We start from the raw sequence: 23,657 nt of genomic DNA on the forward strand, positions 1-23,657 counted from the left end.
CGTCAGCGGATGCGGTGAACGAGGGCGACGGCGGTCGCTGAGACGCCTTCGCCGGTGCCGGTGAACCCGAGCCCGTCGGTCGTCGTCGCGGCGACGGAAACCGGCGCCCCGAGGGCATCCGTCAAGACCGCCTCGGCTTCGGCACGGCGGGGCGCGAATCGCGGGCGGTTGGCCTGCACCTGAACCGAGACGTTGCCGATCGCGAACCCGGCCTCAGACACGAGCTCGCGCACCCGCCGCAGGAAGACGACGCCCGAGGCACCCGCGTATTCGGGACGGTCGACGCCGAAGTGGGTGCCGATATCGCCGAGGCCCGCGGCCGCGAGCACCGCGTCGACGATCGCGTGGGCGACGGCGTCACCGTCGGAGTGTCCGCGCAGTCCGGCCTCACCGGGCCAATCGAGCCCGGCCAGCCGCAATGCCCCGTCTCCCCCGAAGGCGTGGACGTCGGTACCGATACCGACGAGCGGGATCACGGATTCCGCCGCAGTCGTCGGCCGCAACAGGTGACGCGCTCGATCGAGGTCGGCGGGCGTGGTGATCTTGAACGACAGGTCGTCGCCCATCACCGTGTGGACGGGGTGACCGGCGGCCGCGAACAGGGCGGCGTCGTCCGTGTACTCCTCGGCCGCCGCGGCGTACGCCGCCTCGAGGAGAGCGCGGGGGAAACCCTGGGGGGTCTGTGCCGCTACGAGCGGAGCGCGATCGACGGCTTCGTCGACCACGGCGCCGGTCACGCGTTTGAGCGTATCGACGACCGGTCGGGCGGGGACGACCCCGGCGCCGGTGCGTTCGACTTCGGCGATCACCCGTTCGAAGACATCCGGCGGGGTGAGGGCGCGAGCGGCGTCATGGACGAGGACGGTCTCAACGTCGGCCCACAGTGCTGCGAGCCCCGCGGCGACCGACTGCTGCCGCGTCTGCCCACCGACGACGACCGAGACGAGATCAGACCGCCCGCCGAATGCCGCTTCCGCCTCGGTCAGCGCGTCGCCCTGACGCCCGTGGGGAACGACGATCACGACCTGCGCCGCCGGCGCCGCGGCAATGCCGTCGAGGGCGTGCCTCAGGATCGAATGCTCGTCGATACCGACGAAAGCCTTCGGCGCCCCGGCCGACAATCGTGTTCCGGAACCGGCCGCGACGACGACGATAGCGACGCGCGGAACGGGGATGATGCCCACGGCAGCGGATGCCGGATCGGCCTCAGGAGGCGAGGACCTCGTCGAGGACGCCCGAAGCGTGGTCCTCATCGGCCTTCAGCGCGAGCGCGATCTCGGAGACGAGGATCTGACGCGCCTTGGCGAGCATGCGCTTCTCACCCGCGGACAGGCCACGGTCCTGGTCGCGACGCCACAGGTCGCGAACGACTTCGCTCACCTTGATGACATCGCCCGAGGCGAGCTTCTCGAGGTTGGCCTTATACCGACGCGACCAGTTGGTCGGCTCTTCGGTGAAGGGAGCGCGCAGGACGTCGAACACGCGCTCGAGACCGTCCTTGCCGATGACGTCGCGAACGCCGACCAGGTCGACGTTGTCAGCCGGGACCTCGATGATGAGGTCTCCCTGGGTGACGTTGAGCTTCAGGTATTTCTTCGTCTCGCCCTTGATGATCCGGTCCTTGACCTCGATGATCGTGGCTGCCCCGTGGTGGGGGTAGACGACGGTTTCGCCAACCTCAAAAAGCATGGAGTTATATCCCTTCGGCAACATCCAGGATAACACAGGGGGCATACAGTAAGGTTTGCCGCCGCTTATGCCCCGCAGCGTCCAGCCGATGTCGGCGGACCAGCCTCGTCACCCTCTAGACTGCTGAGGACGCCGTCTGCCTGCCTGGAGGATCCGTGAAACTGCGAATCGTCGCTTCGATTGCCGTGGGCGCCGCCCTGACCCTGGGAGCCGCCGGCTGCAGCATGATCGCGCCGCAGGCGACCACGATCGACTTCTCCGCTTCGGACGGCGTGAACATCCCGCCGTCCGGCCCGCTCGACGTCCGCAACGCGATGGTCATCGCCGACGAGTCCGGCACGGCCGGCAACTTCCTCGCCGCCATCGTCAACCCCACCGACGAGGACCACACGCTCATCTTCGGGTTCGACGGCGTCACCACCGAGATCGAGGTCCCGGCCCGCGACAGCATCAGCCTGGGCGTCGACGGCAACGAGCCGATCCTGCTCGACGGCATCGACACCAAGCCCGGCGCGACCCTTCCGATGTCGTTCCAGTCGGGCGACGCCGAGGGCGTACGCATCGACGTGCCCGTCCTCGACGGCAAGCTTCCCTACTACACCGAGTACGTCCCGCTCGAGACGCCGACCCCGTCGGCCACGCCCACTCCAACGGCGACGCCCACCCCGTCGGCCAGCCCGACCCCGTGACGACTCGGCGCATCTGACGCGACGAGAGGGCCCGGCGTTCATCGCCGGGCCCTCTCTTTTCATCGCGCTCGCGAGCGTCAGCCTTCGAATCGATAGCCGAGGCCCCGAACGGTGAGCAGCATCGACGGCTGCCCCGGGTCGCTCTCGATACGCGAGCGGATGCGCTTGATGTGCACGTCCAAGGTCTTCGTGTCACCGAAGTAGTCGCTGCCCCACACGCGGTCGATCAGCTGGCCGCGGGTCATGACACGTCCAGCGTTGCGCATCAGCACTTCGAGCAGCTCGAACTCCTTGAGCGGCATGTTGATCACGCTGCCGTCCACGGCGACCGTGTGACGGTCGAGGTCGATCGTGACCCGCCCGCCGACGAGCACGCGTTCGTCGACATCGACCTCTGCGGTCGCCGCACGGCGCAGCACAGCCCGCATCCGCGCCAGCAGCTCGCGCGACGAGTACGGCTTCGTCACGTAATCGTCGGCGCCCAATTCGAGCCCGACGACGATGTCGACCTCGGAGTCCTTGGCCGTGAGCATGATGATCGGGATCTTCGACGTCGTCCGGATGATGCGGCACACCTCGGTTCCCGGCATCCCGGGCAGCATGAGGTCGAGCAGCACGATGTCGGCACCACGCGACTCGAAAGCCTCGAGCGCAGCGGGTCCGTCCTCGGCGATCTCGACCTCGAAACCTTCCCGTCGCAGCAGGTAGGCCAGCGGGTCGGCGAGGTCGGGCTCATCCTCCACGAGCAGGACACGGGTCATGATGGGTCTCCCTTCGTCCGGGCGGGAAGGGCCCGGGCGATCTTCTTTCTGGTCTTCCTGGGCGTCGGCGCCGCGCCGTCGGGCGCGGCGATCGCGGGAAGGCGGATGGTGAACGTGGAGCCGCGGCCCGGCCGCGACCACAGCTGGACCTCGCCCCCGTGGCGCTGGACGGCGTGCTTGACGATCGACAGCCCGAGCCCCGTGCCCCCGGTGCGTCGGGAACGGGCGTAGTCGGCCCGGTAGAAGCGCTCGAAGACGCGCTGCTGCTCACTCTCGGGGATCCCGATGCCCCGGTCGGTGACGGCGATCTCCACCGTGTCGCCGTTGCCACGGATGCCCACGCCCACTTGGCTCGCCGGCGGCGAATAGACGATGGCGTTGGCGATGAGATTGCCCACCGCTTCGCTCAGCACCTGCACGTCGCCGCGGACGTAGAGCCCGCGGTCGCCACCGCGCACGAGCGCGACGCCCGCCGACTCGGCAGCGATCGCGTGCGTCTCGATCGCCGACGTGACGACCTCGTCGATCGCGACGTCGCGCAGCTCGGTCAGCTCGTCGGAGGACTGCAGGCGAGACAGGCTCATGATGCGCGAGGTCAGGTTGCCGAGCCGCATCGCCTCGGCGCTCAGCCTGCTGGCGAACGAGCGCACCTGTTCCGGGTCGTCGGCGGCCGACTCGATCGCCTCGGCGAGCAGAGTGACGGCTCCGACCGGTGTCTTCAGCTCGTGGCTCGTGTTGGCCACGAAGTCGCGGCGCATCTCGGCGAGCCGCTCGCGCTCGGTGATGTCGCGGACCAGCACGAGCGTGAAACGCGGCGTGATGCTGCTGGCGCGCGCGACGATGAGGCGCGGTTCCGCCGGCGCGACGCCGCGTCGGAGCTTCAGCGTTCCCGTCTCGGAATGCGGCACGCCGCGGGAGGACCGCAGCAGCTCGCGCAGCTCGTCTCCGGGGATCGACTCGCCCTCGAAGAGACCGAACAGCTCGGCGGAGGGCGACGTCGCGACGATCGTGAACGACGCATCGACGATGAGCGCAGCCTCGTCGAGGGCGCCCAGAACCTCACGCGCGCCCGCAGGCAGTTCGCCGTCGGCCTGTTCCTGCGCCTGAGCGCGAGCACGCCAGGCGAGGAAGGCCACGGCGCTGATGAGAAGGCCGACGAACACGCCCGCGAGAAGGGCGAGCAGCGCGAGCTGCGTCGGATTCATTCCTCCAGATTAGAACGCGGCGCAGGGTCCGCCCATCGCGTCTCGGCCGTTCCTACCCCGACTCGCGCGGATGTTCATCGGCTCGGCACCGTTCGTTAACCTTGTCGAGCGACAATCGCGTCGCCGTGAGTACGGCGTCGTGCTGTCTCCGCAAGAAGGAAAGGTGCTCCGATGCGCGAAGTGTTCCACCAGTCCCTCGAGGACGTCCAGACCCGCCTGGTCGAGATCTCCGAGCTGGTGACCGTCGCGATCGAGAAGGCCACGCGTGCATTCGGCACGAGCGACATCACCCTCGCCGAAGAGGTCATCGACGCGGATGCCGTGATCGATGAGAAGGCCATCGCGATCGACGAGCTGGCGATCGAGATCCTCGCCCGCCAGCAGCCGGTCGCCCGTGACCTGCGCATCGTCGTCTCGGCGCTGCGCACGAGTGCGTCGCTCGAGCGCATGGGCGACATCGCCGAGCACATCGCGCAGCTCACCCGCATGCGCTTCCCCGAGCGAGCGATCCCGAAGGGCCTCAAGGGCACCTTCACCAAGATGGGCGAGATCGACGTCGAGGTCGCGCGCACGCTGACCGAGCTGCTGCGCTCGGAAGACCTCGCGCTCGTCGAGACCCTGCGTGCTCTCGACGACCGGCTCGACGACCTCCACCTCAGCGTCTTCGAGAAGGTACTCAGCGAGAACTGGCAGGGCGAGGCCGCGGCCACGGTCGACGCGACCCTCGCCAGCCGGTACCACGAGCGCTTCGCCGATCACGCGGTGACGGTCGGCAAGCGCGTGGCCTACCTCGCGACGGGTGAATGGCGCCCCGACACCGAGACGATCAACGTCATCGTGAACGAGAGCGGTCTCTGACCGACATCCGGTCTCGACGACGAAGGGGCGGTGCCGATCGGCACCGCCCCTTCGTGCGTGTCGTACTTATGCCTTGCCCTGGTTGGCCACGGCAGCAGCTCCCGCTGCGGCCGCCTCGGGGTCGAGGTACTCGCCCGGACCGAGCGGCTTCAGGTCCTCGTCGAGCTTGTAGACCAGCGGGATGCCGGTGGGGATGTTCAGCTCGGCGATGTCGTCGTCGCTGATGCCCTCGAGCTGCTTGACGAGCGCGCGGAGCGAGTTGCCGTGAGCGGTGACGAGCACGGTCTTGCCGGCACGCAGGTCCGTGGCGATGTCGGACTCCCAGTAGGGCAGCAGACGGTCGATGACGAGCTTCAGTGACTCGGTGCGGGGCACCTCGCCGTCGATGTCGGCATAGCGCGGGTCGTTCACCTGGCTGTACTGGTCGTCGTCGGCGAGGGGCGGCGGCGGCACGTCGAACGAACGACGCCACAGCATGAACTGCTCGTTGCCGAACTCCGCGAGGGTCTGCGCCTTGTCCTTGCCCTGCAGGGCGCCGTAGTGACGCTCGTTCAGACGCCACGAACGCTTGACCGGGATCCAGAGGCGGTCGGCCGCATCGAGCGCGATCTGAGCGGTCTGGATGGCGCGGCTGAGGACCGATGTGTACAGGACGTCGGGAAGCAGGCCCGCCTCGGCGAGCAGCTCACCGCCGCGCTGGGCCTCGGCCTTGCCCTGGTCGGTCAGTCGGACGTCGACCCATCCGGTGAACTGGTTGGACTTGTTCCACTCGCTCTGCCCGTGGCGGAGGAGGATCAGCGTGTAGGGCGCACTCATGCTCCGAGTCTATCGAGCCGGGGCCTGCGATCATGGGGTCATGGCCCCGGGACATATCGGGCAGGCCACCCGTGGAACCACGAACACGAACCGCCTGCGTCGCGTCGATCGCTGGATCGCGCGGCATCCCGTGCTGCGCCGGTGCGCCGACCCCCTGGTGATCGACCTCGGCTACGGCGCGAGCGGCGTCACGGCGTTCGAGCTGGAGGCACGCCTGCGCCCCGCGCGACCCGACGTCGAGGTGCTCGGGCTCGAGATCGATCCCGAGCGCGTCGCTCGCGCGCGCACGCAGCTCGAGGAGGTGCGGGTCGGACGGACGCCCTTCGCCCCGGACGCCCGCGTCGGATTCGCGCGAGGCGGGTTCGAGGTGCCCGTGCCGGGGAGCCGACGGCCGGCGATCATCCGCGCCTTCAACGTGTTGCGCCAGTACGACGAGGCGGATGTCGCCGACGCGTGGTCCCGGATGACGTCGCGCCTCGCGCCCGACGGGATGCTCGTCGAGGGCACGTGCGACGAGATCGGCCGGGTGAGCACCTGGATCGAGGTGGGCCCGGATGCCGCACCCCGCAGCCTCACGATCTCGCTCCGTCTCGCGGGGCTCGACTCCCCCGCGATCGCCGCCGAACGGCTGCCCAAGGCGCTCATCCACCGGAACGTCGCGGGTGAGCGGGTGCACGAGCTGCTGTCGTCGCTCGACGACGAGTGGCGACGGGCCGCGCCGGCATCCGCTTTCGGCCCGGTGCAACGGTGGCGGACGGCCCTGGGGGCGATGGCTGACCGCGGAATCGACCTCGGCGACCGTTCACGGTGGCGCCTGGGCGAGTTCACCGTTCCCTGGAGCGCAGTCGCGCCGCACTGACGCCCGCCGCGTCCGTCATCGCGCGAGGTCAGCCCTCGTTCCAGTCAGCGGCGTCCCGTCGCGCCGCAGCACGGCGAGCGACGGCGACAGCGGCTTCGTAGCCCTCCTCGGGGTACGAGACGAGGTGCTCCGTCGCGAGGGCGTGCACGCGGACGTTCCACTCCCCCGCTGCCGCAGCCCGGTCGATCGCGTCGCGGCCCGATTCGCCGAGCATCACGAACGCCCGGCTCAGACTCTGCTGCAGATCGTCCGGCCCGAGGCCGAAGTGCGCCGCCAGTTCCGATGCGAGCGCGGCGCGCTCGGCCTCGGGTGCGAGTCCGGCTGCGGTACGCCACGCGGTCCGCGCGACGTCGGCGTTCTCGTCGTGCAAGAGCTCCGATGTGATCGCGGGCCAGGCCCGGGGGTCGCGGATCTTCGAGAGCGTGTGGAGCGCCTGAGCCCGTGCCCTCGGGAACGGCGATCCGAGCTCGGGAAGCACCCGATCGAGAGTCGTGTCGCGGTCCTGCCGGGTGAGGGCCCAGGTCAGGGTCTCGCGAACGGTGAGGTCGGGCTCGTGCGCGCACTGCTCGACGAGCACCGGAACGTACTCGGGACGCGGGTAGGTTCCCGCCGCCATCGCGCTGCGAACCCGCTCCGACCCGTCGGGTGAGGCCAGTGCGCGGCGCAGCAGATCCGCGGCCGTGGGGGCGTCGGCGGCGGACGGGATGTTCTCACTGGTCATGGTGTGGCTCCTCGTCTCCTATCGAACACGCTCAGCGGCCCTCGGGCTCGGATCCGGCCGATCTCACGAGGCGGCTGCGGCGCGCGGCTTGCCGCGCCCGCCCGCGACCGCGCTCGGCGAGGAAGCCCGCCAAGTCGTCGACGACGGCTTCGATGAGCGGAGCCCGCGGCCCGTCCGCATCCCACCCCGCGTACAACTGCGCCTCGAGGCATCCGTCAGCCCCGGCGATCGGGACCGTCACCGTTCCCGGAGCCGGGTCGTCCGTCAGCACGGCGATCCCGCGTCCCGCGGCCACCAGCGCGCGAGCGATCGCGGGCTGGCGCACGGTGATGGGGTCGTCGTAGGCGAGGCCGGCCCGGCCGACCTCGTGGTCGAGGGCACGTCGCGCCGCGCTGTTGGGCGTCAGCAGCACGAGCGGATGCTGCACGAGCTCGCCGACGCCGACCTCCGCGCGCCGCGCGAGGTCGTGCTCGCGCGGCACATGAGCCCACACGCGCGCTGCGGACAGACGGCGCCCACGCCACCCCGGCCGCGGCGTCGTCGTCGAGATCCCGAGGTCCGCGCCTCGCGTGGCGGCCAGGTCGAACACGCGGAACGGGTCGGCGTCGTCGCAGTCGAGCACCGGCGCGGCCGCACCCCGTGCGACGAGGTAGGGGGCGATCGCCGACGTGATGGTCGCCGACGGCGCGATGACGTGCAGAATGGCTCGGGTCTGCCCGCTCTCCTGCTTGGTCCGTCCCACGACGTTCTCGGCGAGCGCGAGCAGGTCGGTTACGCGATCGTAAAATCTGGCACCGGCCGGAGTCGGGCGCACCGGCCCGTTGCCCCGGACCAGCAGGCGAACCCCGAGCTCCTCCTCGAGCCGCTGGATCTGCCGTGACATCGCCGGCTGCGTGATACTGCGGCGACGCGCACCCGCCGAGATCGAGCCCTCCTCGACGACGGCGGCGAAAGACGCGAAAGCGAACAGGTCGGCCATGCATCGAGAACATACCTCAATGCCCGAATATCATTCGACAACATGGCGGGCTCTCGGGAGCATGGCCGGACGGCGCTGCTGCGTCGATACGAGAGGACCCGACCCCATGACCGTTTCCGCCTCCGCGCTCCACGATGAGCGCAAAGCCCGCCGCGCCGCCTTCGGCTCGTTCGTCGGCACCTCGATCGAGTGGTACGACTTCTACCTGTTCGGAACCGCAGCCGCTCTCGTGCTGCCGACGGTGTTCTTCCCCGGCGCGGATCCGGCCATCGGGCTGCTGGCATCGTTCGCGACCTTCTGGGCGGGCTTCCTCGCGCGGCCCCTCGGCGGACTCTTCTTCGGCCACATCGGCGACCGTCTCGGACGCAAGAACACGCTCGTCGTCACGCTCATGATCATGGGCGTCGCGACCTTCCTCATCGGGCTCCTCCCCGGGGCCGACGCCTGGGGCATGGCCGCCCCGATCCTGCTCATCGTGCTGCGGGCCGCACAGGGGTTCGCGGTCGGCGGCGAGTGGGGCGGAGCCGTCCTGATGGCCTCGGAGAGCGCGCAGAAGGGACGGGGCGTGCGGTCGGCGATGTGGGTGCAGCAGGGTTCACCGGTCGGCAGTATCCTCGCCACCGTCGCGTTCCTGCTCGTGGGGCTGCTCGACCAGGAGGCCTTCCTCTCGTGGGGCTGGCGGGTGCCCTTCCTCGCCTCGGCCGTGCTCGTCGCCGTCGGGCTGCTCATCCGGCTCAAGGTCGAGGAGTCGCCCGAGTTCGAGGCGGCTGCGTCGGATGCCAATGTGCCCCGCATTCCGATCAGCGAGCTGCTGCGTCATCATTGGGGCACCCTGCTGGTCGGCGTGCTCGCGTGCGGCCTCGGCATCGGCGGCGCCTATTTCACCTCGACGTTCATGCTCTCGTACACGACGACTCAGCTGGGCGTCGACCGTCAGACGATGCTGATGATCCTGCTCGGCACGGTCTTCGTGCAGTTCGCCTGGCAGCCGATCGCGGCGCGCATCGCCGAACGCGTCGGGACGGCACGGTTCATGGTCGTCAGCCTCGTCGCGGCGATCGTCATAGCGTTCCCGGCATTCCTCGTCATCTCGTCGGGCGAGCCACTCGGCATCTTCCTGGTTCTCGCGGCGGTCATGATCCCGACCTCGGGCTACTACGCGGTGCTCGCCGGCTTCCTCGCTCAGGCGTTCCCCGTGCGCATCCGCTACACGGGCATCTCGGCCGCGTATCAGCTGTGCGCCACCCTCATCGGCGGCACCACTCCCCTGCTCGCACAGCTCGCGCTGAACATCGGCGGGGGCAGCTGGGTCGGGATCGCGGTCTTCTACGTCATCCTCATCGGCATCACCCTCGTAGGTGTCGTGGGCGTGACGGTGCGCAGCGGCTTCTCGGCCGCCGCGGAGAAGCGCGAGCGCGAGGTGTCCGCATGAGACTCGACGCGATCATCGAGAACGGGCGCATCCGCACCGGCGATGCCGAGCGACCGATGGTCTCGCGGGTCGGGGTCTTCGCTGGGCGGGTCGTCGGGGTCGATGAGGAGATCGACGGTGCGACCGCGGAGCGCGTGCTCGACCTCGGCGGCGCTCCCGCGGTGCCGGGCTTCCATGACGCGCACCTGCACTTCAGCCTCCACGGGCAGAAGCTCCTCCGGCTCGATCTTTCGCACACGGCACAGCCCGACCTCGACGCCGTCTACGCGGCGATCGCGACGGCCGTGGCTGCCACCGCTCGCGGCGCGTGGGTGCTCGGGCGCGGACACGACCAGAACAAGCTCGGCCGCCACCCGCAGCTGGCCGATCTCGATCGCATCGCGCCCGACAACCCGGTCTACCTCGAACACACCTCGGGACATATGGGCGTCGCCAACAGCGCCGCCTTCCGGGCCATGGGCCTCGACCCCTCCGCGCTGCCGCATCACGTCGACGGCGGACACATTTCACGCGACGCCGACGGCCACCCCGACGGCCTGCTGCAGGAGCGGGCGCAGGAGCTCGTCACGGGCGGGTTCCTGCCGGTGGCACTCGATACGCACCGCGAGGGCTCTCGGCTGGCCTCGGCCGACCTGCTGGGATACGGCATCACGACCGTGACCGAACCGGGCATCGGGGCACCGGGGCAGATCGGGCAGAGCCCCATCGAGCTGCGCGCCTACCAGGAGGGAATCGAGGCCGGCGACATCCGCCTGCGCATCAACGCCATGCCCTACATCCGCGTCATGCACGACCTGGGCGCGATCGGCGGCGGCGCACGAGGATGGGGGCTCGACTTGGGAGCCCGTACCGGGCTCGGCGACGACCGACTGCGCATCTCGGGGACCAAAGTACTCAGCGACGGCTCGCTCATCGGACGCACAGCGGCGATGTGCTGCGACTTCAGTGACGACCCGGGCAACCGGGGCTTCCTGGTGTGGGAGGAACCGCAGCTGCGCGAGATGATCCGCGACGCGCACCGCAACGGCTGGCAGATCGCCACTCATGCGATCGGCGACCGAGCGCTCGATGCGCTGATGGATGCCGTCGACGCCGCGCAGCGGGAGTTCCCCCGTCATGATCCGCGGCACCGCATCGAGCACTGCGGCGTCTCGCGTCCCGACCAGATCGACCGAGTCGTCTCACTCGGCCTCATCCCGAGCCCGCAGGGCCGGTTCGTTTCCGAGACCGGCGACGGCCTGCTCGCGGCCGTCGGACCCGAGCGCGCCGACATGGTCTACCGCATGCGGACCTGGCTCGACCGCGGTGTCGAGCTGCCCGGTTCGACCGACGCCCCCATCGTGCACCCCGACCCGATCGCGAGCATCCATGACATGGTCAACCGCCGCACGGCGGCCGGTGTGCCGCTCGCGCCCGCCGAAGCGGTGTCCCCCGCACAGGCTCTACGGGCCTATACCTACGGTTCCGCCTACGCCGCGCGCGAAGAGCATGTCAAGGGCACCATCCGCCGCGGGATGCTCGCCGACCTCGCGGTGCTCAGCGACGACCTGCTCGAGGTCGACCCCACGCGCATCTCGTCGATACAGGTGGGCGCGACGATCGTCGGAGGCGAACTCGTGCACGACCGCGGCGCGGTCGTGTCGTGATGGTGCCGCAGCTGCGGTGACGCCCGGCCGGATCAGCCGCCGATGTCGAGGGCGACCTTGATCCAGCCGGGCTCGCGGCGGTCGAAGGCCTCGTACGCATCGATGACGCCCGCCAGCGACTCGTGCGCCGTGATGAGGGCGGTGGGATCGAAGACACCGGCGGCGACCATGTCGATCAGCGGAGGCGTGACGCTGTGGTGATCGCAATTACCCATCCGCACCGTGAGGTTCTTGTTCATGGCCTGCCCGATCGGATAGACCTCGGCCAGCGGTGAGTAGACCCCGATGATCCCGATGCGGCCGTACTTGGCGACCATCTCGACCGCCCAGCGCGACGCCTGCGACGGAGCGTCTCCCGGTCGCCAGAGATCGCCCTGGGGTGCGATGTCGGGCGCGACCTGCGCGACCTCTTCGTCGAATCCCGCCGCGGCGTCGTCATCCGGAGCGGCCGGCCCGCGAGCCGGACGCTCGGCATCCACCCCCACGGCGTCGATGACGCAGTCGGCCCCGATGTCGTTCGTCAGCTCCATGACGGCCGACACGGGGTCGACGTCGTTGAAGTCGACGACCTCTGCCCCGAGGGTCCGTGCCTGTGCGAGGCGATCCGCGACGCCGTCGACGACGATAACGCGTCCCGCCCCCTGCTTGAAGGCCGAGACGACGGAGAACTGCCCGACGATCCCCGCTCCGAGCACGACGACGATGTCGCCCCGGGAGACACCGGCGAGCTGAGCGCCGAACCAGGCGGTCGGGAAGATGTCGGAGAGCAGGATCGCCTGATCGTCCGTGACGGAGTCGGGCAGCTTCGTCATCGTGTTCTGTGCCCACGGGATGCGCGCATACTCGGCCTGCAGGCCGTTGACCGGACCCGTCGCCTCGGGCCCGCCGAAGAAGGATGTGCCGGCGTGCGGCCCGTTCGGGTTCGCCACATCGCACTGCGCGGTGTGCCCGTCGCGGCAGTAACGGCACGCGCCGCACGACATCGTCGAGTTGATCACGACACGGTCGCCGGGTTGGAAGCCGCGGACATGTTCGCCGACCTCGGTCACGACGCCGACCGCTTCGTGTCCGAGGATGGTGCCCTCCTTCATCCCCGACATGGTGCCGCGGATGAAATGAAGATCGGTGCCGCAGATCGCGCTCCGGGTGATGCGGACGATGGCGTCATGCCCGTCTTCGATGCGCGGTTCCTCGACCTCGTCGAGCCGGATGTCGCCGATGCCGTGCCAGACGACTGCCTTCATGATCGCTCCTCACTCCAGGGGAAGACGACCACGCTAGGGAGAGGCCGGGATGCCGCGCGAGGCGGTTGCGAACCCCTGCTGCCTGCCGTACCGTCGGCGGGCGCTCAGATCCGCGGCATCGCCGCGCGGGCCTCGGCCTGCGGCATCCCCGCCGCCGTGAGCAGATCGACGACCAGTGGACGCAGCGCCGTGATGACGTTCTGGTCGCCGAGTGAGGAACCGGGCGCCAGACTGGTCGGATCGAGCCGGGTCGCGACCGCGAGCAGCGACTCTCGGGCGGCCGGTTCCAGCGCGATGTCGTCGATCGACTGGCCCAGCAGGTCGGCGGCGCGCGCGATCTGGGCGAGCAGGTCCGCCGCGATCGGGCGCGGCTGGCGGTCTTCGAGGGCGTACACCACGCGGCGCGCGATGACCCGGAGGTTGCGTGTCGCGAGGTCGAGGGATGCGCGCATCCGGTCCTGCCGTTGCAGCTCCTCACGCTGGCGCCGGAGGAACGGCGAGATGCGCGCTACGGCGAGCCCGGAGTCCAGCGAGGTCGTCCAGTCGTCGACGAGCGGCTGCAGCGCCCGCGCCTTCTCGAGTCCGCGGTCGGCACGCACGCGGTCGCCGCGGCGCAGCGCCTGGATGACCGTCGCCGCCGCGCCGTCGAAGTCCGCGAACAGGGCGCGGCCCGCGCGCGAGACTTCGCGCAGCGGCCGGCGCGGCAGCAGGGCCGTCGCCAGCAGCGCGGCCACCGCTCCCACCGATCCGTCGACCAGGCGCAGGAACGGCATGCTTCCGGGAATCGCGATCACGATCACCGACTGGATCGCCGCCGAGATCGCGAAGCTCGGCTGCGCCGAGAGCGCCCGTGCGGTGAGCAGCGTCGCGGCGAGAGCCAGGGCGAGCTGCCAGGTTCCCGATCCGACGACGACCACGATGAGCTCCGAGACGAGCACGCCCACCAGCATCCCGATCACCGTCTCGAGAACCCGACGAGGCCGCGCGTCGCGCACCAGACCCAGGCTCGAGATGGTCACGGTCGCCGCGAGCAGGGGCGACGGATGCCCCAGCGCGAGGTGCGCGAAGGCGTAGGCCGCGGATGCCGCGACGACGATCTGCACGATCGCCGGAGCGGAGTCGCGCGCGCGCTCGAAACCCCGTCGCGGGCGCACGCGCGCCCGCCAGCCGGTCGCGATGGGTGCGGTGACGGCGGGCGGCTCGTCGGAGCGCTCGGGCGACACGTCAGGTGCGGCGGCTCAGGCGGGGCAGCCTCGGCGGCGCAGCGGTGCGCCCGGCGTCGGGCGGCACGACGACCTCCTGCACAGCGGCCACGCTCTCGCCGTCCGCGTCCACCACGAGCTCGGCGTCGACGGGCACCGACCGCTTGACGATGGCCAGGGCGATCGGGCCCTGCTCGAAGTGCCGGGCGACCGAGGTGATGCGACCGACTTCGTCGCCGTCGCGGCGCACGACCGCTCCGCGTTCCGGAAGCACCGCGTCGCTGCCGTCGAGCTGCAAGGCCACCAGCCGGCGGGGCGGGTGGCCGAGGTTGTGCACCTTCGCCACCGTCTCCTGGCCGCGGTAGCAGCCCTTCGACAGGTGGACGGCGGTGCGGAGCCAGTCGACCTCGTGGGGAAGCGTCATGCCGTCGGCCTCGGTGGCCGCGCGCGGCCGCCACGCGGCGACGCGCAGGGCGTCCGCGGCCCATCGCCCGGCGACACGGCGACGGCCCGCGGCGGCATCGTCGGCGAGCCGGTGGAGCTCCTCGCGGTCGACGACCGCCTCGGCCCAGTCGCGTCCGGCGCCGGGATGCCCCTCGCCGGCCGCGTACCCCCACCCTCCGATCGAGACCTCGGGCCACGGGTCGCGCCACACGGCGGACGATGCGAGATCGGCCACTGCGGATGCCGTTCCGCCGACGACCGCCGTGTCGCCGGAACGATCGACGACCTCGACCCGCAGCCGGAACCGCATGCGCGTGAGCCAGGTGATCAGCGCCTCGAGACGCTCGACATCGGTGATGAGCCAGGTCGTCTCGCCGTCATCAACGACGGATGCCGCGTGCTCTACGTGACCGTGCGGGTCGAGCACGAGCAGTTCGGTGCTCTCCCCCGGGAGCAGCTGCGTCAGCGCCTGCGACGTGAGCGAGTCGAGCCAACTGAGCCGGTCGGGGCCTGCGACCGTGACCACTGCACGGTCGCCCAGGGGTGCGACCGCACCGCCACTGTCGAGGAGCTGCTGCTCGCGCATCGGATTGCCGATGTGCGTGAGCCCCAGGTCGTCGCACACCGCTCCGTCGACGCCGGCGAAGGTCGCGCCGTCGCCCGGCATCACTCGGCCTTGGCCAGACGGGCGGACGCGTGCGAGGCGAGCTCGCCACCGAGCGCCGCGATGTCCCACGCCCAGAGGAGGTGGCCGTCGACCAGCCCGTACATGCGAGTCGCCGCGGTGTACTCCTTCGCCCCCGCCGTGCGGACGACGGCGTCCGTCGCGAGGTCGATGCGCGGCCCGCGGACCTGCCCGAGGTAGAGCTCGCTCACGCCGTCGGAGTGCACGAGGGCGACCTCCAGGTCGAAGCCGCCTTCAGCGTTGCGGAGCGCCTCGACGTCGTCGACGGTGCGCTCGCGCCCGGGTGCGGATGCCGGAAGCAGTCCCGGTCCCGCATCCTCGGCTCCTGCCGGACGCGCGACCCTCCAATAGCCGGTCTCGGCGACCAGCGGGCGGATGCGTGCACCGCTGTCATCGAGGAGCCAGGCGCTGGCGGAGTAGTTCAGATAGTCGCCACCGTCGTGGCTGAAGCTCACCTGGTGCGCGAACTCGCCGGTCAGATGACCGTCGGCCGTCTCGTAGTCGATGACGCCCGAGCCCTCCCAGACTCCGAGCAGCCACGACAGCGGGACGAGGTCCGCCGGCAGGTCGGTGGGCAGCTCGAGCACGATGTCAGCGCTGGCCGCGGTAGAGGTTCTTCACGACGACACCCGACACGAAGACGATGGCGAGCGACGCCAGTCCGAGCAGGCCCACGTAGAAGATTTCGAGCACGAGGAGATCCATGTCTCTACTCTATGCCCGCGCGGACCGTTCACGCCTGTGGCAAGCGGTTGCGGTCAGGCTCCGACGAGCGACGCGAGCCCGAACCCGATGCCGACGAAGCCCATGACGAACAGCGCGCCGAGCACACTCACGGCCACGCGCTCGATGAAGCCGCGCACCCGTCCCAGCGCCAGCTGGATCGCGAAAGCGAGGATCAGGCAGCCGCCGAGGGCCACCGGCATCCACATGGCCCGGTCTTCGGCGGGGGCGAGGATCCCGACGACGACTGCGGCGACAGCCGCGGCGATCCAGACGGCGACGACTCCGACGACGGTGCGCGGGGGTGCGAGATCGGGCGTGGTCACCGTCCCATTGTGGCCCACCATGTCGCGCGGTGCGACGGTGCGCACAGGCCGCGCCCAGCGAACGCCTAAGATGAGGTCACGTCCCGGCCGCTCCCGGAGGAATCCCCGTTGGCACAGCTTCTCGTTCTGAGTTCCACGCACGGCGGTGGTCTCGCGCTCCCGGCGCTCGAGCTGCTCAGCCACCGGGTGCGGCAGATCCCCGCCGAACCCGCACAGCTGGTCAACGCCCCCAGCGCCGAAGTCGTCTTCGTCGACGCGCGTCATGACCTCGTGGGGGCGAAGTCGCTGTGCAAGATCCTCGGCAGCACCGGCATCGACGCACCGCTCGTGCTCATCGTCACCGAGGGCGGCCTCACCGCCGTCTCCACCGACTGGGGCATCGATGACGTCATCCTCGCGACCGCCGGCCCCGCCGAGATCGACGCGCGCATCCGTCTGGCGATCGGACGTGTGAGCAAGGAGGCGGTCTCGAGCCGCATCCAGACCTCCGGCATCACGATCGACGAGTCGTCGTACTCAGCGAAGGTGCACGGACGGCCGCTCGATCTCACGTACAAGGAATTCCAGCTGCTGCACTTCTTCGCGACGCACCCCTCGCGGGTGTTCACCCGCGAGCAGCTGCTGAGCGAGGTCTGGGGATACGACTACTTCGGCGGCACGCGCACGGTCGACGTTCACGTCCGGCGACTGCGCGCGAAGCTCGGCGACCTCGAGCAGCTGATCGGCACCGTCCGCAACGTCGGCTACCGCTTCAACGTCTACGAAGACGAGCCGGTTCCCGCCGGCGGCGCATCCGCGCAGAGCTGACTCTCCGCCTCGTTCACCGGCAGGACACGCAGGACTGCCATGATGAGGGGATGATCGACACCGAGGCTCTGGACTCCGGTCTGGGCGACGCCGACGACGACGACTTCGACCCGGCCGTCGAAGACGTCGACGCACAGCTGCCCGACCACCGCTACACCGACCGTGAGATCAGCTGGCTCGCCTTCAACCAGCGCGTGCTCGAGCTCGCCGAAGACCCGACGCTGCCGGTGCTCGAGCGGGCCAACTTCCTGGCGATCTTCGCGAGCAACCTCGACGAGTTCTTCATGGTGCGCGTCGCCGGCCTCAAGCGGCGAATCGTCACCGGCCTCGCGGTACCCACCAACGTCGGCCGAGCTCCGCAGGAGGTGCTCTCCGACATCTCCGCCGAGGCGCACGCGCTGCAGCTGCGCCACGCCGGCGCATGGGGCGACATGGTGCAGCCCGCCCTGGCGGAGGCGGGCATCGAGATCGTCGGATGGGACGACCTCGACGATTCCGAGCGCGGCCGACTGTATGACTACTTCCAGGCGCAGGTCTTCCCCGTTCTGATGCCGCTGGCCGTCGACCCGGCACACCCCTTCCCCTATATCTCGGGGCTGTCGCTGAACCTCGCGATCCGCATCCGCAACGCCAAGACCGGCCGGCAGGAGTTCGCGCGCCTGAAGGTGCCGCCGATGCTCCCCCGGTTCGTCGAGCTGAACACCGGCACGTCGGTCAAGCGCTACCTGCCGCTTGAGGACCTGATCGCGAACAACCTCGAAGACCTCTTCCCCGGCATGGAGATCCTCGAGCACCACACGTTCCGGCTCACGCGCAACGAGGATGTCGTGATCGAGGAGGACGAGACCGAGAACCTGATCCAGGCCCTCGAGGCCGAGCTGCTCCGGCGTCGCTTCGGGCCGCCGATCCGGCTCGAAGTGACCGAGGACATGGACGACGTCACGCTCGACCTGCTCCTCGGCGAGCTCGACATCACCGACCAAGAGGTCTACCGGCTGCCGGGACTGCTCGATCTGCGCGGACTCTTCGACCTCGCGCGCATCGATCGCCCCGAGCTGCGGTACAAGCCCCACGTCCCCACGACGGCGACCGCCTTCCAGCCTGCCGAGCAGAACGGGCGCACCGACTTCTTCGGCGCCATCCGCGCCGGCGACGTCCTCGTACACCACCCGTACGAGTCGTTCACCACGAGTGTCGTCGCGTTCCTCGAGCAGGCGGCCCGCGATCCCCACGTGCTCGCCATCAAGCAGACGCTCTACCGCACCTCGGGTGACAGCCCCATCGTGCAGGCGCTGATCGACGCCGCCGAGCGCGGCAAGCAGGTGCTGGCGCTCGTCGAGGTGAAGGCACGCTTCGATGAGGCCGCCAACATCGTGTGGGCTCGCAAGCTCGAGAAGGCCGGCGTGCACGTCGTCTACGGCCTCGTGGGGCTGAAGACCCACTGCAAGCTGCTGCACGTCATCCGCGAAGAGGACGGCACGCTCCGCAGCTACAGCCACATCGGCACCGGCAATTACAACCCCAAGACCAGCCGGCTCTACGAGGACTTCGGCCTGTTCACGAGCGACGAGCAGGTCGGCCGCGACCTGACGCGTCTGTTCAACGAGCTCAGCGGCTACGCGATCGAGAAGAAGTTCAAGCGGCTGCTGGTCGCACCCCTCCACCTGCGGAAGGGGCTGCTTCGGCACATCGACGCCGAGCGCCGCAACGCGCTCGACGGCAAGCCCGCTCACATCCGCATCAAGGTCAACTCGATGGTCGATGAGCAGATCATCGACGCCCTGTACCGGGCGAGCCAGGCGGGCGTGCGTGTCGACGTATGGGTGCGCGGCATCTGCTCGCTGCGCACCGACCTTCCCGGCGTCACCGACAACATCACCGTCCGGTCGATCCTCGGGCGCTATCTCGAGCACTCGCGCATCTTCACGTTCCACAACGACGGCGACACGATCGCGTACATCGGCAGCGCCGACATGATGCACCGCAACCTCGACCGCCGCGTCGAGGCCCTGGTGCGCGTCGTCGCTCCTGCCCACGTGAAGGAGCTGACGACGCTGTTCGACCTGGCGATGAGCGACTCGACCAGCTCGTGGCACCTCGGTGACGGCGGAGTGTGGACGCGCCACGCGTTCGACGACGACGGCAAGCCGCTGGTCGATCTGCAGGACCGCACCATGGCTCAGGTGCAGCGGCGCCGCCGGGCGCGGGCGGTGCGATGACCGACACCGCGGTGTACGCGGCAGGCGGAGTCGTCTGGCGGTGGGTCGACGACAAGGTCAGGGTGCTGATCATCCATCGCACCAAGTACCGCGACCTCACCCTGCCCAAGGGCAAGGTCGATCCCGGTGAGATGCTCGCCGAGACGGCCGTGCGCGAGATCCGGGAGGAGACCGGCATCTCGGTCCGGCTCGGTCCGCCCGTCGGTGTCTCGAAGTACCACCTGCCGAGCAAGAAGCAGAAGATCGTCCACTACTGGGCGGCTGAGGCGACCGACCTGGCGATCAGGATGTCGACGTTCGTACCGAACAAGGAGATCGCCGCGCTCGAGTGGATGAGTCTGAAAAAGGCTCGCAAAGCGCTCAGCTACCCGGTCGACGTCGAGATCCTCGACGAGTTCGTGCGGCTCGTCGACGAGCGCGCCATCGACACATTCCCCCTCATCGCGCTGCGGCACGCGAAAGCCGTGGCTCGCGAGGACTGGGACGGCGAGGATGCCGCGCGGCCGCTCTCGTCCCGAGGCAAGAAGCAGGCGCACGCGATCGTCGGCCCGCTCGTCGCGTTCGGCGTCCGCCGCATCATCTCGTCCGACGCGCGGCGATGCGTGCGCACCGTGACGCCCCTGGCGGCCGCGATCAGCAAGCGGATCGACAAGTCTCCGCACCTTTCGCAGGACGCCTGGGAGAACGGTCAGGCCGATGTCCGGTCGGTCGTCGGTGATCGCGTGCGCGCCCGCAAGCCGGTCGTGCTCTGCACCCACGGCCCGGTGCTGCCCGACCTCCTCAGCGAGATGGCGCTGGCCACCGGCACCCTGCGCGGGTCGTATCTCGGCAGCGCCTCATCGCTCGAGACGGGCGCATTCTCGGTCGTGCACCTGCCGCGGGAGAACCCCGGGGCCGGGATCGTCGCAATCGAAACCCACATGCCGAAGGTGTGATCTCGCACGCGATGATCCCCCGATAGCCGCGTCTTTCCGGGGCTGGGGAGCGCCGTTCACCTTCTGTTCACCCCCACAGCGCACTCTCGTAAGGGACGGTGTCTACCGTTCGGGACGAACCTGCACCGGGTTCTCGTCATCAACATGCGAAGGATTCACACAGTGAAGCTCTCCCGACTCGCCCAGCTGGGCGCCGTGGCCGCCGTGGCCTCTCTTGCCCTCGCGGGCTGCGCTGCGAACGAAGGCGGCGCTCCCGACGCCGGCGCCGGCTCGAGCGACTCCTCGGCCCCCTCCCTCGAGGGCAACCTCGTCGGTGGCGGCGCCTCGTCGCAGGAGGTCGCCGTCCAGGCCTGGACCCAGGGCCTGCAGACCGCCAACCCCGGTCTCACGATCGACTACGACCCCTCCGGCTCGGGCACGGGACGCGAGTCGTTCCAGGCCGGCGCCGTTCAGTTCGCCGGCTCGGACCGCGCGTTCAAGACCGACGAGATCACCGCCGGCCCGTTCGAGGCGTGCGCCGAGGGCTCCGACCTCGTCGAGCTCCCGACCTACATCTCGCCGATCGCCGTCGTCTTCAACATCGACGGTGTCGACTCGCTCAACCTCGACGCCATGACGCTGGCGAAGATCTTCGCGGGCCAGATCACGACGTGGAACGACCCGGCCATCACGGCCCTCAACGAGGGTGTCGAGCTGCCCGCGACCGCGATCACCCCGGTCCACCGCTCCGACAAGTCGGGCACCACCGGCAACTTCACCGACTACCTCGGCAAGACCGCTCCCGACGTCTGGACCGCCGGTTCGGTCGAGGAGTGGCCGGCCCTCGGCGGCGAAGCCGCTCAGGGTACGTCGGGTGTCATCTCGGCCGTCGAGGGCGGCCAGGGCACCATCGGCTACGCCGACGCCTCGCGCGCCGGCGACCTCGGCACCGTCGCGATCAAGGTCGGCGAGGAATTCGTCGAGTACTCCCCCGAGGCTGCTGCCGCGATCGTCGACGCCTCGCCCGAGGAGGAGGGTCGCGCCGCCACCGACATCGCGATCAAGCTCGACCGCACCAGCACCGAGGCCGGCGTCTACCCGATCGTCCTCGTGAGCTACCTCATCGGCTGCGCCGAGTACAAGGACGCCGCGACCGCTGAGATGGTCAAGGGCTTCTTCAGCTACGCCGCGAGCGCCGAGGGCCAGGATGCCGCGGCATCCGCTGCCGGCTCCGCTCCGATCTCGGAGACCCTGCGCACGCAGGTGACCGAGGCCATCGAGGCCATCAAGTAATACGCTCCGGGTGCCCGGTCCGGTTCGCGCCGGACCGGGCACCTCGCGCGGTTCCCGTCCGTCGCACAGAATCGAAGCCATGACCACCACACCCGAGGTCACCCGCACCGGAGCCCCGAAGGCCAAGACCCGAGCGGGCGACCGCTGGTTCTCCGGCACGGCGCTCTTCGCCGGCTCGATGATCCTCGTGACCCTCGCCGCGGTCGCGATCTTCCTGGTCATCCAGTCGCTCCCCGCCTTCGTCGCCACCAACGAAGACGCCTCGATCCTGCCCGACAACTTCTGGTCGTACGTCGGGCCGCTCGTCTTCGGCACCGTCTGGGCAGCCGCGTTGGCGCTGCTCATGGCCGTGCCGCTGTCGCTCGGCGTCGCCCTCTTCATCTCGCACTACGCCCCGCGCCGGCTGGCTCAGGCCCTCGGGTACGTCGTCGATCTGCTCGCGGCCGTCCCCTCCGTGGTCTTCGGTCTGTGGGGCATCGGCGTACTGGCACCGGCCGTGCAGCCGATCTACAGCTGGTTCGTCGACAACGTCGGGTGGTTCCCGCTCTTCAACGGTCCGGTCTCGAGCACGGGCCGCACGATCTTCACGGCATCCGTCGTCCTCGCGGTCATGGTCACCCCGATCATCACCGCGATCTGCCGCGAGATCTTCCTCCAGACCCCGACCCTGCACGAAGAGGCTGCGCTGGCCCTCGGGTCGACGCGCTGGGAGATGATCCGGATGGCCGTCTTCCCCTTCGCCCGCAGCGGCATCGTCTCGGCCGCCATGCTCGGCCTCGGGCGAGCACTCGGCGAGACCATGGCCGTCGCCATGGTCCTGTCCGTGTCCGGCGGGGTCACGTTCGCGCTCTTCACGTCGGGCAACCCCTCGACGATCGCGGCGAACATCGCTCTCACCTTCCCCGAGGCCTACGGGACGAACGTCAACGTCCTCATCGCCACGGGCCTCATCCTCTTCGTCGTCACCTTCGCGGTGAACGCGGTCGCGCGCTACATCGTGAGCCGCCGCAAGGAATTCTCGGGGGCCAACTGACATGACCGCGACTCTCACTCCCCCGAGCACGTCGGCGCGCAGCGCTTCGACGAGCCTCACCACGGGGCACCTGCCCAAGTGGGGGCCTTGGGCGATCCTCGGCGCCTCGCTCGTGGTCGTCGGCATATTCTTCGGCGTCATCGCCGCGGCATCCGGCGATGCGCTCAACGTCCCCGGATGGCTGATCCTGTCGGCCGTGGCATACCTCGTGCTCATCACGGCGGTCTCGGCCGCCGTGGAGGGCCGCCGCAAGTCGGTCGACCGCCTGGTGACCGGGGTCGTCACCGTCGCGTTCCTCATCGCGATGGTGCCGCTCGTCTCGGTGGCTTTCACCGTCATCACGCTCGGCGCTCCCAGCTGGAGCGGCGAGTTCTTCAGCTCGTCGATGCGCAACGTCGTCGGTGAAGGCGGCGGCGCGCTGCACGCCATCATGGGCACGGTCCTGATCACTCTCGCCGCAGCCGTGATCTCGATCCCGATCGGAATCTTCACCGCGATCTACCTGATCGAGTACGGCCAGGGGAAGCGTCTGGCTCAGGGCATCACGTTCCTCGTCGACGTCATGACCGGTATCCCGTCGATCGTCGCGGGCCTGTTCGCCTACGCCCTGTTCGCGCTCTTCCTCGGCCCCGGCATCCGCCTGGGCATCATGGGGTCGGTCGCACTCGCCGTGCTGATGATCCCGGTCGTCGTCCGCTCGACCGAGGAGATGCTGCGTCTCGTCCCCAACGAGCTGCGCGAGGCGTCGTACGCGCTCGGTGTGCCCAAGTGGCTCACGATCGCCAAGGTCGTGCTCCCCACCGCCATCGCCGGTATCACCACCGGTGTGATGCTCTCGATCTCGCGCGTCATCGGCGAGACCGCCCCGCTGCTGATCACCGCCGGCTTCACGGCATCCATGAACTACGACCTCTTCAACGGTCGTATGCAGACCCTGCCGGTCTTCACCTACACCCAGTACATGAACCAGGGCATCCCCGCCGAGGCCTTCGTCGGCCGCGCCTGGGCTTCGGCTCTGACCCTCATCGTCATCGTGATGCTGTTGAACCTCGTGGCGCGCCTGATCGCCAAGTTCTTCGCACCCAAGACCGGCCGCTGACCCGAAAGAAGAA

22 protein-coding genes and 1 pseudogene are annotated in these 23,657 nt (G+C 69.6%); 11 read left to right on the plus strand and 12 right to left on the minus strand.

From position 1 onward, the window contains the following. Nucleotides 1-2 precede the first annotated feature (2 nt). Nucleotides 3-1,253, minus strand: a complete 1,251-nt coding sequence (gene ispD, locus DO944_RS10465) for a 2-C-methyl-D-erythritol 4-phosphate cytidylyltransferase (RefSeq protein WP_181574214.1) — start codon at nt 1,251-1,253, stop codon at nt 3-5. After that, on the minus strand, nt 1,207-1,689 hold the full coding sequence (locus tag DO944_RS10470; protein ID WP_023954865.1) for a CarD family transcriptional regulator: 483 nt from the start codon (nt 1,687-1,689) through the stop codon (nt 1,207-1,209). Before DO944_RS10470 ends, ispD begins: the two co-directional genes overlap by 47 nt. 155 nt (nt 1,690-1,844) lie before the next feature. On the opposite strand from DO944_RS10470, the gene DO944_RS10475 reads away from it, so the two are divergent. Next, complete coding sequence (locus DO944_RS10475; protein ID WP_112617124.1) at nt 1,845-2,378, plus strand: DNA modification methylase; 534 nt, start codon at nt 1,845-1,847, stop codon at nt 2,376-2,378. 77 nt (nt 2,379-2,455) lie between these two features. On the opposite strand, the gene DO944_RS10480 is transcribed toward DO944_RS10475, so the two are convergent. Next, on the minus strand, nt 2,456-3,139 hold the full coding sequence (locus DO944_RS10480; RefSeq protein ID WP_112617125.1) for a response regulator transcription factor: 684 nt from the start codon (nt 3,137-3,139) through the stop codon (nt 2,456-2,458). Next, complete coding sequence (locus tag DO944_RS10485) at nt 3,136-4,344, minus strand: cell wall metabolism sensor histidine kinase WalK (RefSeq protein ID WP_112617126.1); 1,209 nt, start codon at nt 4,342-4,344, stop codon at nt 3,136-3,138. The genes DO944_RS10480 and DO944_RS10485 overlap by 4 nt, the downstream gene beginning before the upstream one ends. Before the next feature lie 171 nt (nt 4,345-4,515). Between DO944_RS10485 and phoU the strand changes: the two genes are divergently transcribed. Beyond that, nucleotides 4,516-5,202 (plus strand): phosphate signaling complex protein PhoU, encoded by a 687-nt coding sequence (gene phoU, locus DO944_RS10490; protein WP_112617127.1) that lies wholly within the window; start codon nt 4,516-4,518, stop codon nt 5,200-5,202. A gap of 66 nt (nt 5,203-5,268) precedes the next feature. Here phoU and DO944_RS10495 read toward each other — a convergent pair whose 3' ends face one another. Then, nucleotides 5,269-6,018: a phosphoglyceromutase gene (locus DO944_RS10495; RefSeq protein WP_112617128.1), complete on the minus strand. Its 750-nt coding sequence runs from the start codon at nt 6,016-6,018 to the stop codon at nt 5,269-5,271. A gap of 40 nt (nt 6,019-6,058) precedes the next feature. On the opposite strand from DO944_RS10495, the gene DO944_RS10500 reads away from it, so the two are divergent. Beyond that, nucleotides 6,059-6,877, plus strand: coding sequence for a class I SAM-dependent methyltransferase (locus DO944_RS10500; protein ID WP_112617129.1), 819 nt, complete (start codon nt 6,059-6,061; stop codon nt 6,875-6,877). Nucleotides 6,878-6,905: 28 nt separating this feature from the next. Here the strand turns inward: DO944_RS10500 and DO944_RS10505 are convergent, their stop codons facing one another. Together DO944_RS10505 and DO944_RS10510 are read right to left on the minus strand one after the other, a co-directional pair. Further along, the gene (locus DO944_RS10505) at nt 6,906-7,598 is read right to left on the minus strand and encodes a HEAT repeat domain-containing protein (protein WP_112617130.1); all 693 of its coding nucleotides are present in this window, start codon (nt 7,596-7,598) and stop codon (nt 6,906-6,908) included. 31 nt (nt 7,599-7,629) lie between these two features. Continuing rightward, the gene (locus tag DO944_RS10510; RefSeq protein WP_112617131.1) at nt 7,630-8,577 is read right to left on the minus strand and encodes a LysR family transcriptional regulator; all 948 of its coding nucleotides are present in this window, start codon (nt 8,575-8,577) and stop codon (nt 7,630-7,632) included. 106 nt (nt 8,578-8,683) lie between these two features. Between DO944_RS10510 and DO944_RS10515 the strand changes: the two are divergent. Continuing rightward, a pseudogene (locus tag DO944_RS10515) lies at nt 8,684-9,766 on the plus strand (MFS transporter); the annotation flags it as partial. Nucleotides 9,767-10,005: 239 nt separating this feature from the next. Further along, the gene (locus tag DO944_RS10520) at nt 10,006-11,655 is read left to right on the plus strand and encodes an amidohydrolase (protein WP_112617133.1); all 1,650 of its coding nucleotides are present in this window, start codon (nt 10,006-10,008) and stop codon (nt 11,653-11,655) included. A gap of 32 nt (nt 11,656-11,687) precedes the next feature. Here DO944_RS10520 and DO944_RS10525 read toward each other — a convergent pair whose 3' ends face one another. From DO944_RS10525 to DO944_RS10545, 5 genes are all read right to left on the minus strand, one after another. Continuing rightward, complete coding sequence (locus DO944_RS10525) at nt 11,688-12,899, minus strand: alcohol dehydrogenase catalytic domain-containing protein (RefSeq protein WP_112617134.1); 1,212 nt, start codon at nt 12,897-12,899, stop codon at nt 11,688-11,690. Nucleotides 12,900-13,003: 104 nt separating this feature from the next. Next, nucleotides 13,004-14,122: an FUSC family protein gene (locus tag DO944_RS10530; RefSeq protein ID WP_112617135.1), complete on the minus strand. Its 1,119-nt coding sequence runs from the start codon at nt 14,120-14,122 to the stop codon at nt 13,004-13,006. A gap of 1 nt (nt 14,123) precedes the next feature. Continuing rightward, nucleotides 14,124-15,212 carry a folate-binding protein YgfZ gene (locus DO944_RS10535; RefSeq protein WP_112617136.1) on the minus strand — a complete coding sequence of 363 codons (1,089 nt, stop codon included), beginning with the start codon at nt 15,210-15,212 and terminating at the stop codon, nt 14,124-14,126. Continuing rightward, the gene (locus DO944_RS10540; protein ID WP_112617137.1) at nt 15,212-15,817 is read right to left on the minus strand and encodes an FABP family protein; all 606 of its coding nucleotides are present in this window, start codon (nt 15,815-15,817) and stop codon (nt 15,212-15,214) included. The genes DO944_RS10535 and DO944_RS10540 overlap by 1 nt, the downstream gene beginning before the upstream one ends. Nucleotides 15,818-15,988: 171 nt before the next feature. Then, nucleotides 15,989-16,279 (minus strand): hypothetical protein, encoded by a 291-nt coding sequence (locus tag DO944_RS10545; RefSeq protein WP_181574215.1) that lies wholly within the window; start codon nt 16,277-16,279, stop codon nt 15,989-15,991. 108 nt (nt 16,280-16,387) lie between these two features. Between DO944_RS10545 and DO944_RS10550 the strand changes: the two genes are divergently transcribed. The 6 genes from DO944_RS10550 (at nt 16,388) to pstA (ending at nt 23,644) form a co-directional block, all read left to right on the plus strand. Next, a complete protein-coding gene (locus tag DO944_RS10550) occupies nt 16,388-17,086 on the plus strand; it encodes a response regulator transcription factor (protein WP_112617138.1) in 699 nt (232 codons plus the stop codon). 50 nt (nt 17,087-17,136) lie between these two features. Then, on the plus strand, nt 17,137-19,305 hold the full coding sequence (locus DO944_RS10555) for an RNA degradosome polyphosphate kinase (RefSeq protein ID WP_112617139.1): 2,169 nt from the start codon (nt 17,137-17,139) through the stop codon (nt 19,303-19,305). Next, the gene (locus tag DO944_RS10560; protein WP_112617140.1) at nt 19,302-20,240 is read left to right on the plus strand and encodes an NUDIX domain-containing protein; all 939 of its coding nucleotides are present in this window, start codon (nt 19,302-19,304) and stop codon (nt 20,238-20,240) included. The genes DO944_RS10555 and DO944_RS10560 overlap by 4 nt, the downstream gene beginning before the upstream one ends. A gap of 162 nt (nt 20,241-20,402) precedes the next feature. After that, a complete protein-coding gene (gene pstS, locus DO944_RS10565; protein ID WP_112617141.1) occupies nt 20,403-21,512 on the plus strand; it encodes a phosphate ABC transporter substrate-binding protein PstS in 1,110 nt (369 codons plus the stop codon). A 79-nt stretch (nt 21,513-21,591) separates the two neighbouring features. After that, nucleotides 21,592-22,545, plus strand: a complete 954-nt coding sequence (gene pstC / locus DO944_RS10570; RefSeq protein ID WP_112617142.1) for a phosphate ABC transporter permease subunit PstC — start codon at nt 21,592-21,594, stop codon at nt 22,543-22,545. Between the two features lies 1 nt (nt 22,546). After that, nucleotides 22,547-23,644 carry a phosphate ABC transporter permease PstA gene (pstA, locus tag DO944_RS10575; protein ID WP_112617143.1) on the plus strand — a complete coding sequence of 366 codons (1,098 nt, stop codon included), beginning with the start codon at nt 22,547-22,549 and terminating at the stop codon, nt 23,642-23,644. The last annotated feature ends 13 nt before the right edge of the window (nt 23,645-23,657 follow it).

The organism is Microbacterium sp. SMR1 (assembly GCF_003289625.1).
In the GTDB taxonomy this organism is placed as follows: domain Bacteria; phylum Actinomycetota; class Actinomycetes; order Actinomycetales; family Microbacteriaceae; genus Microbacterium; species Microbacterium plantarum.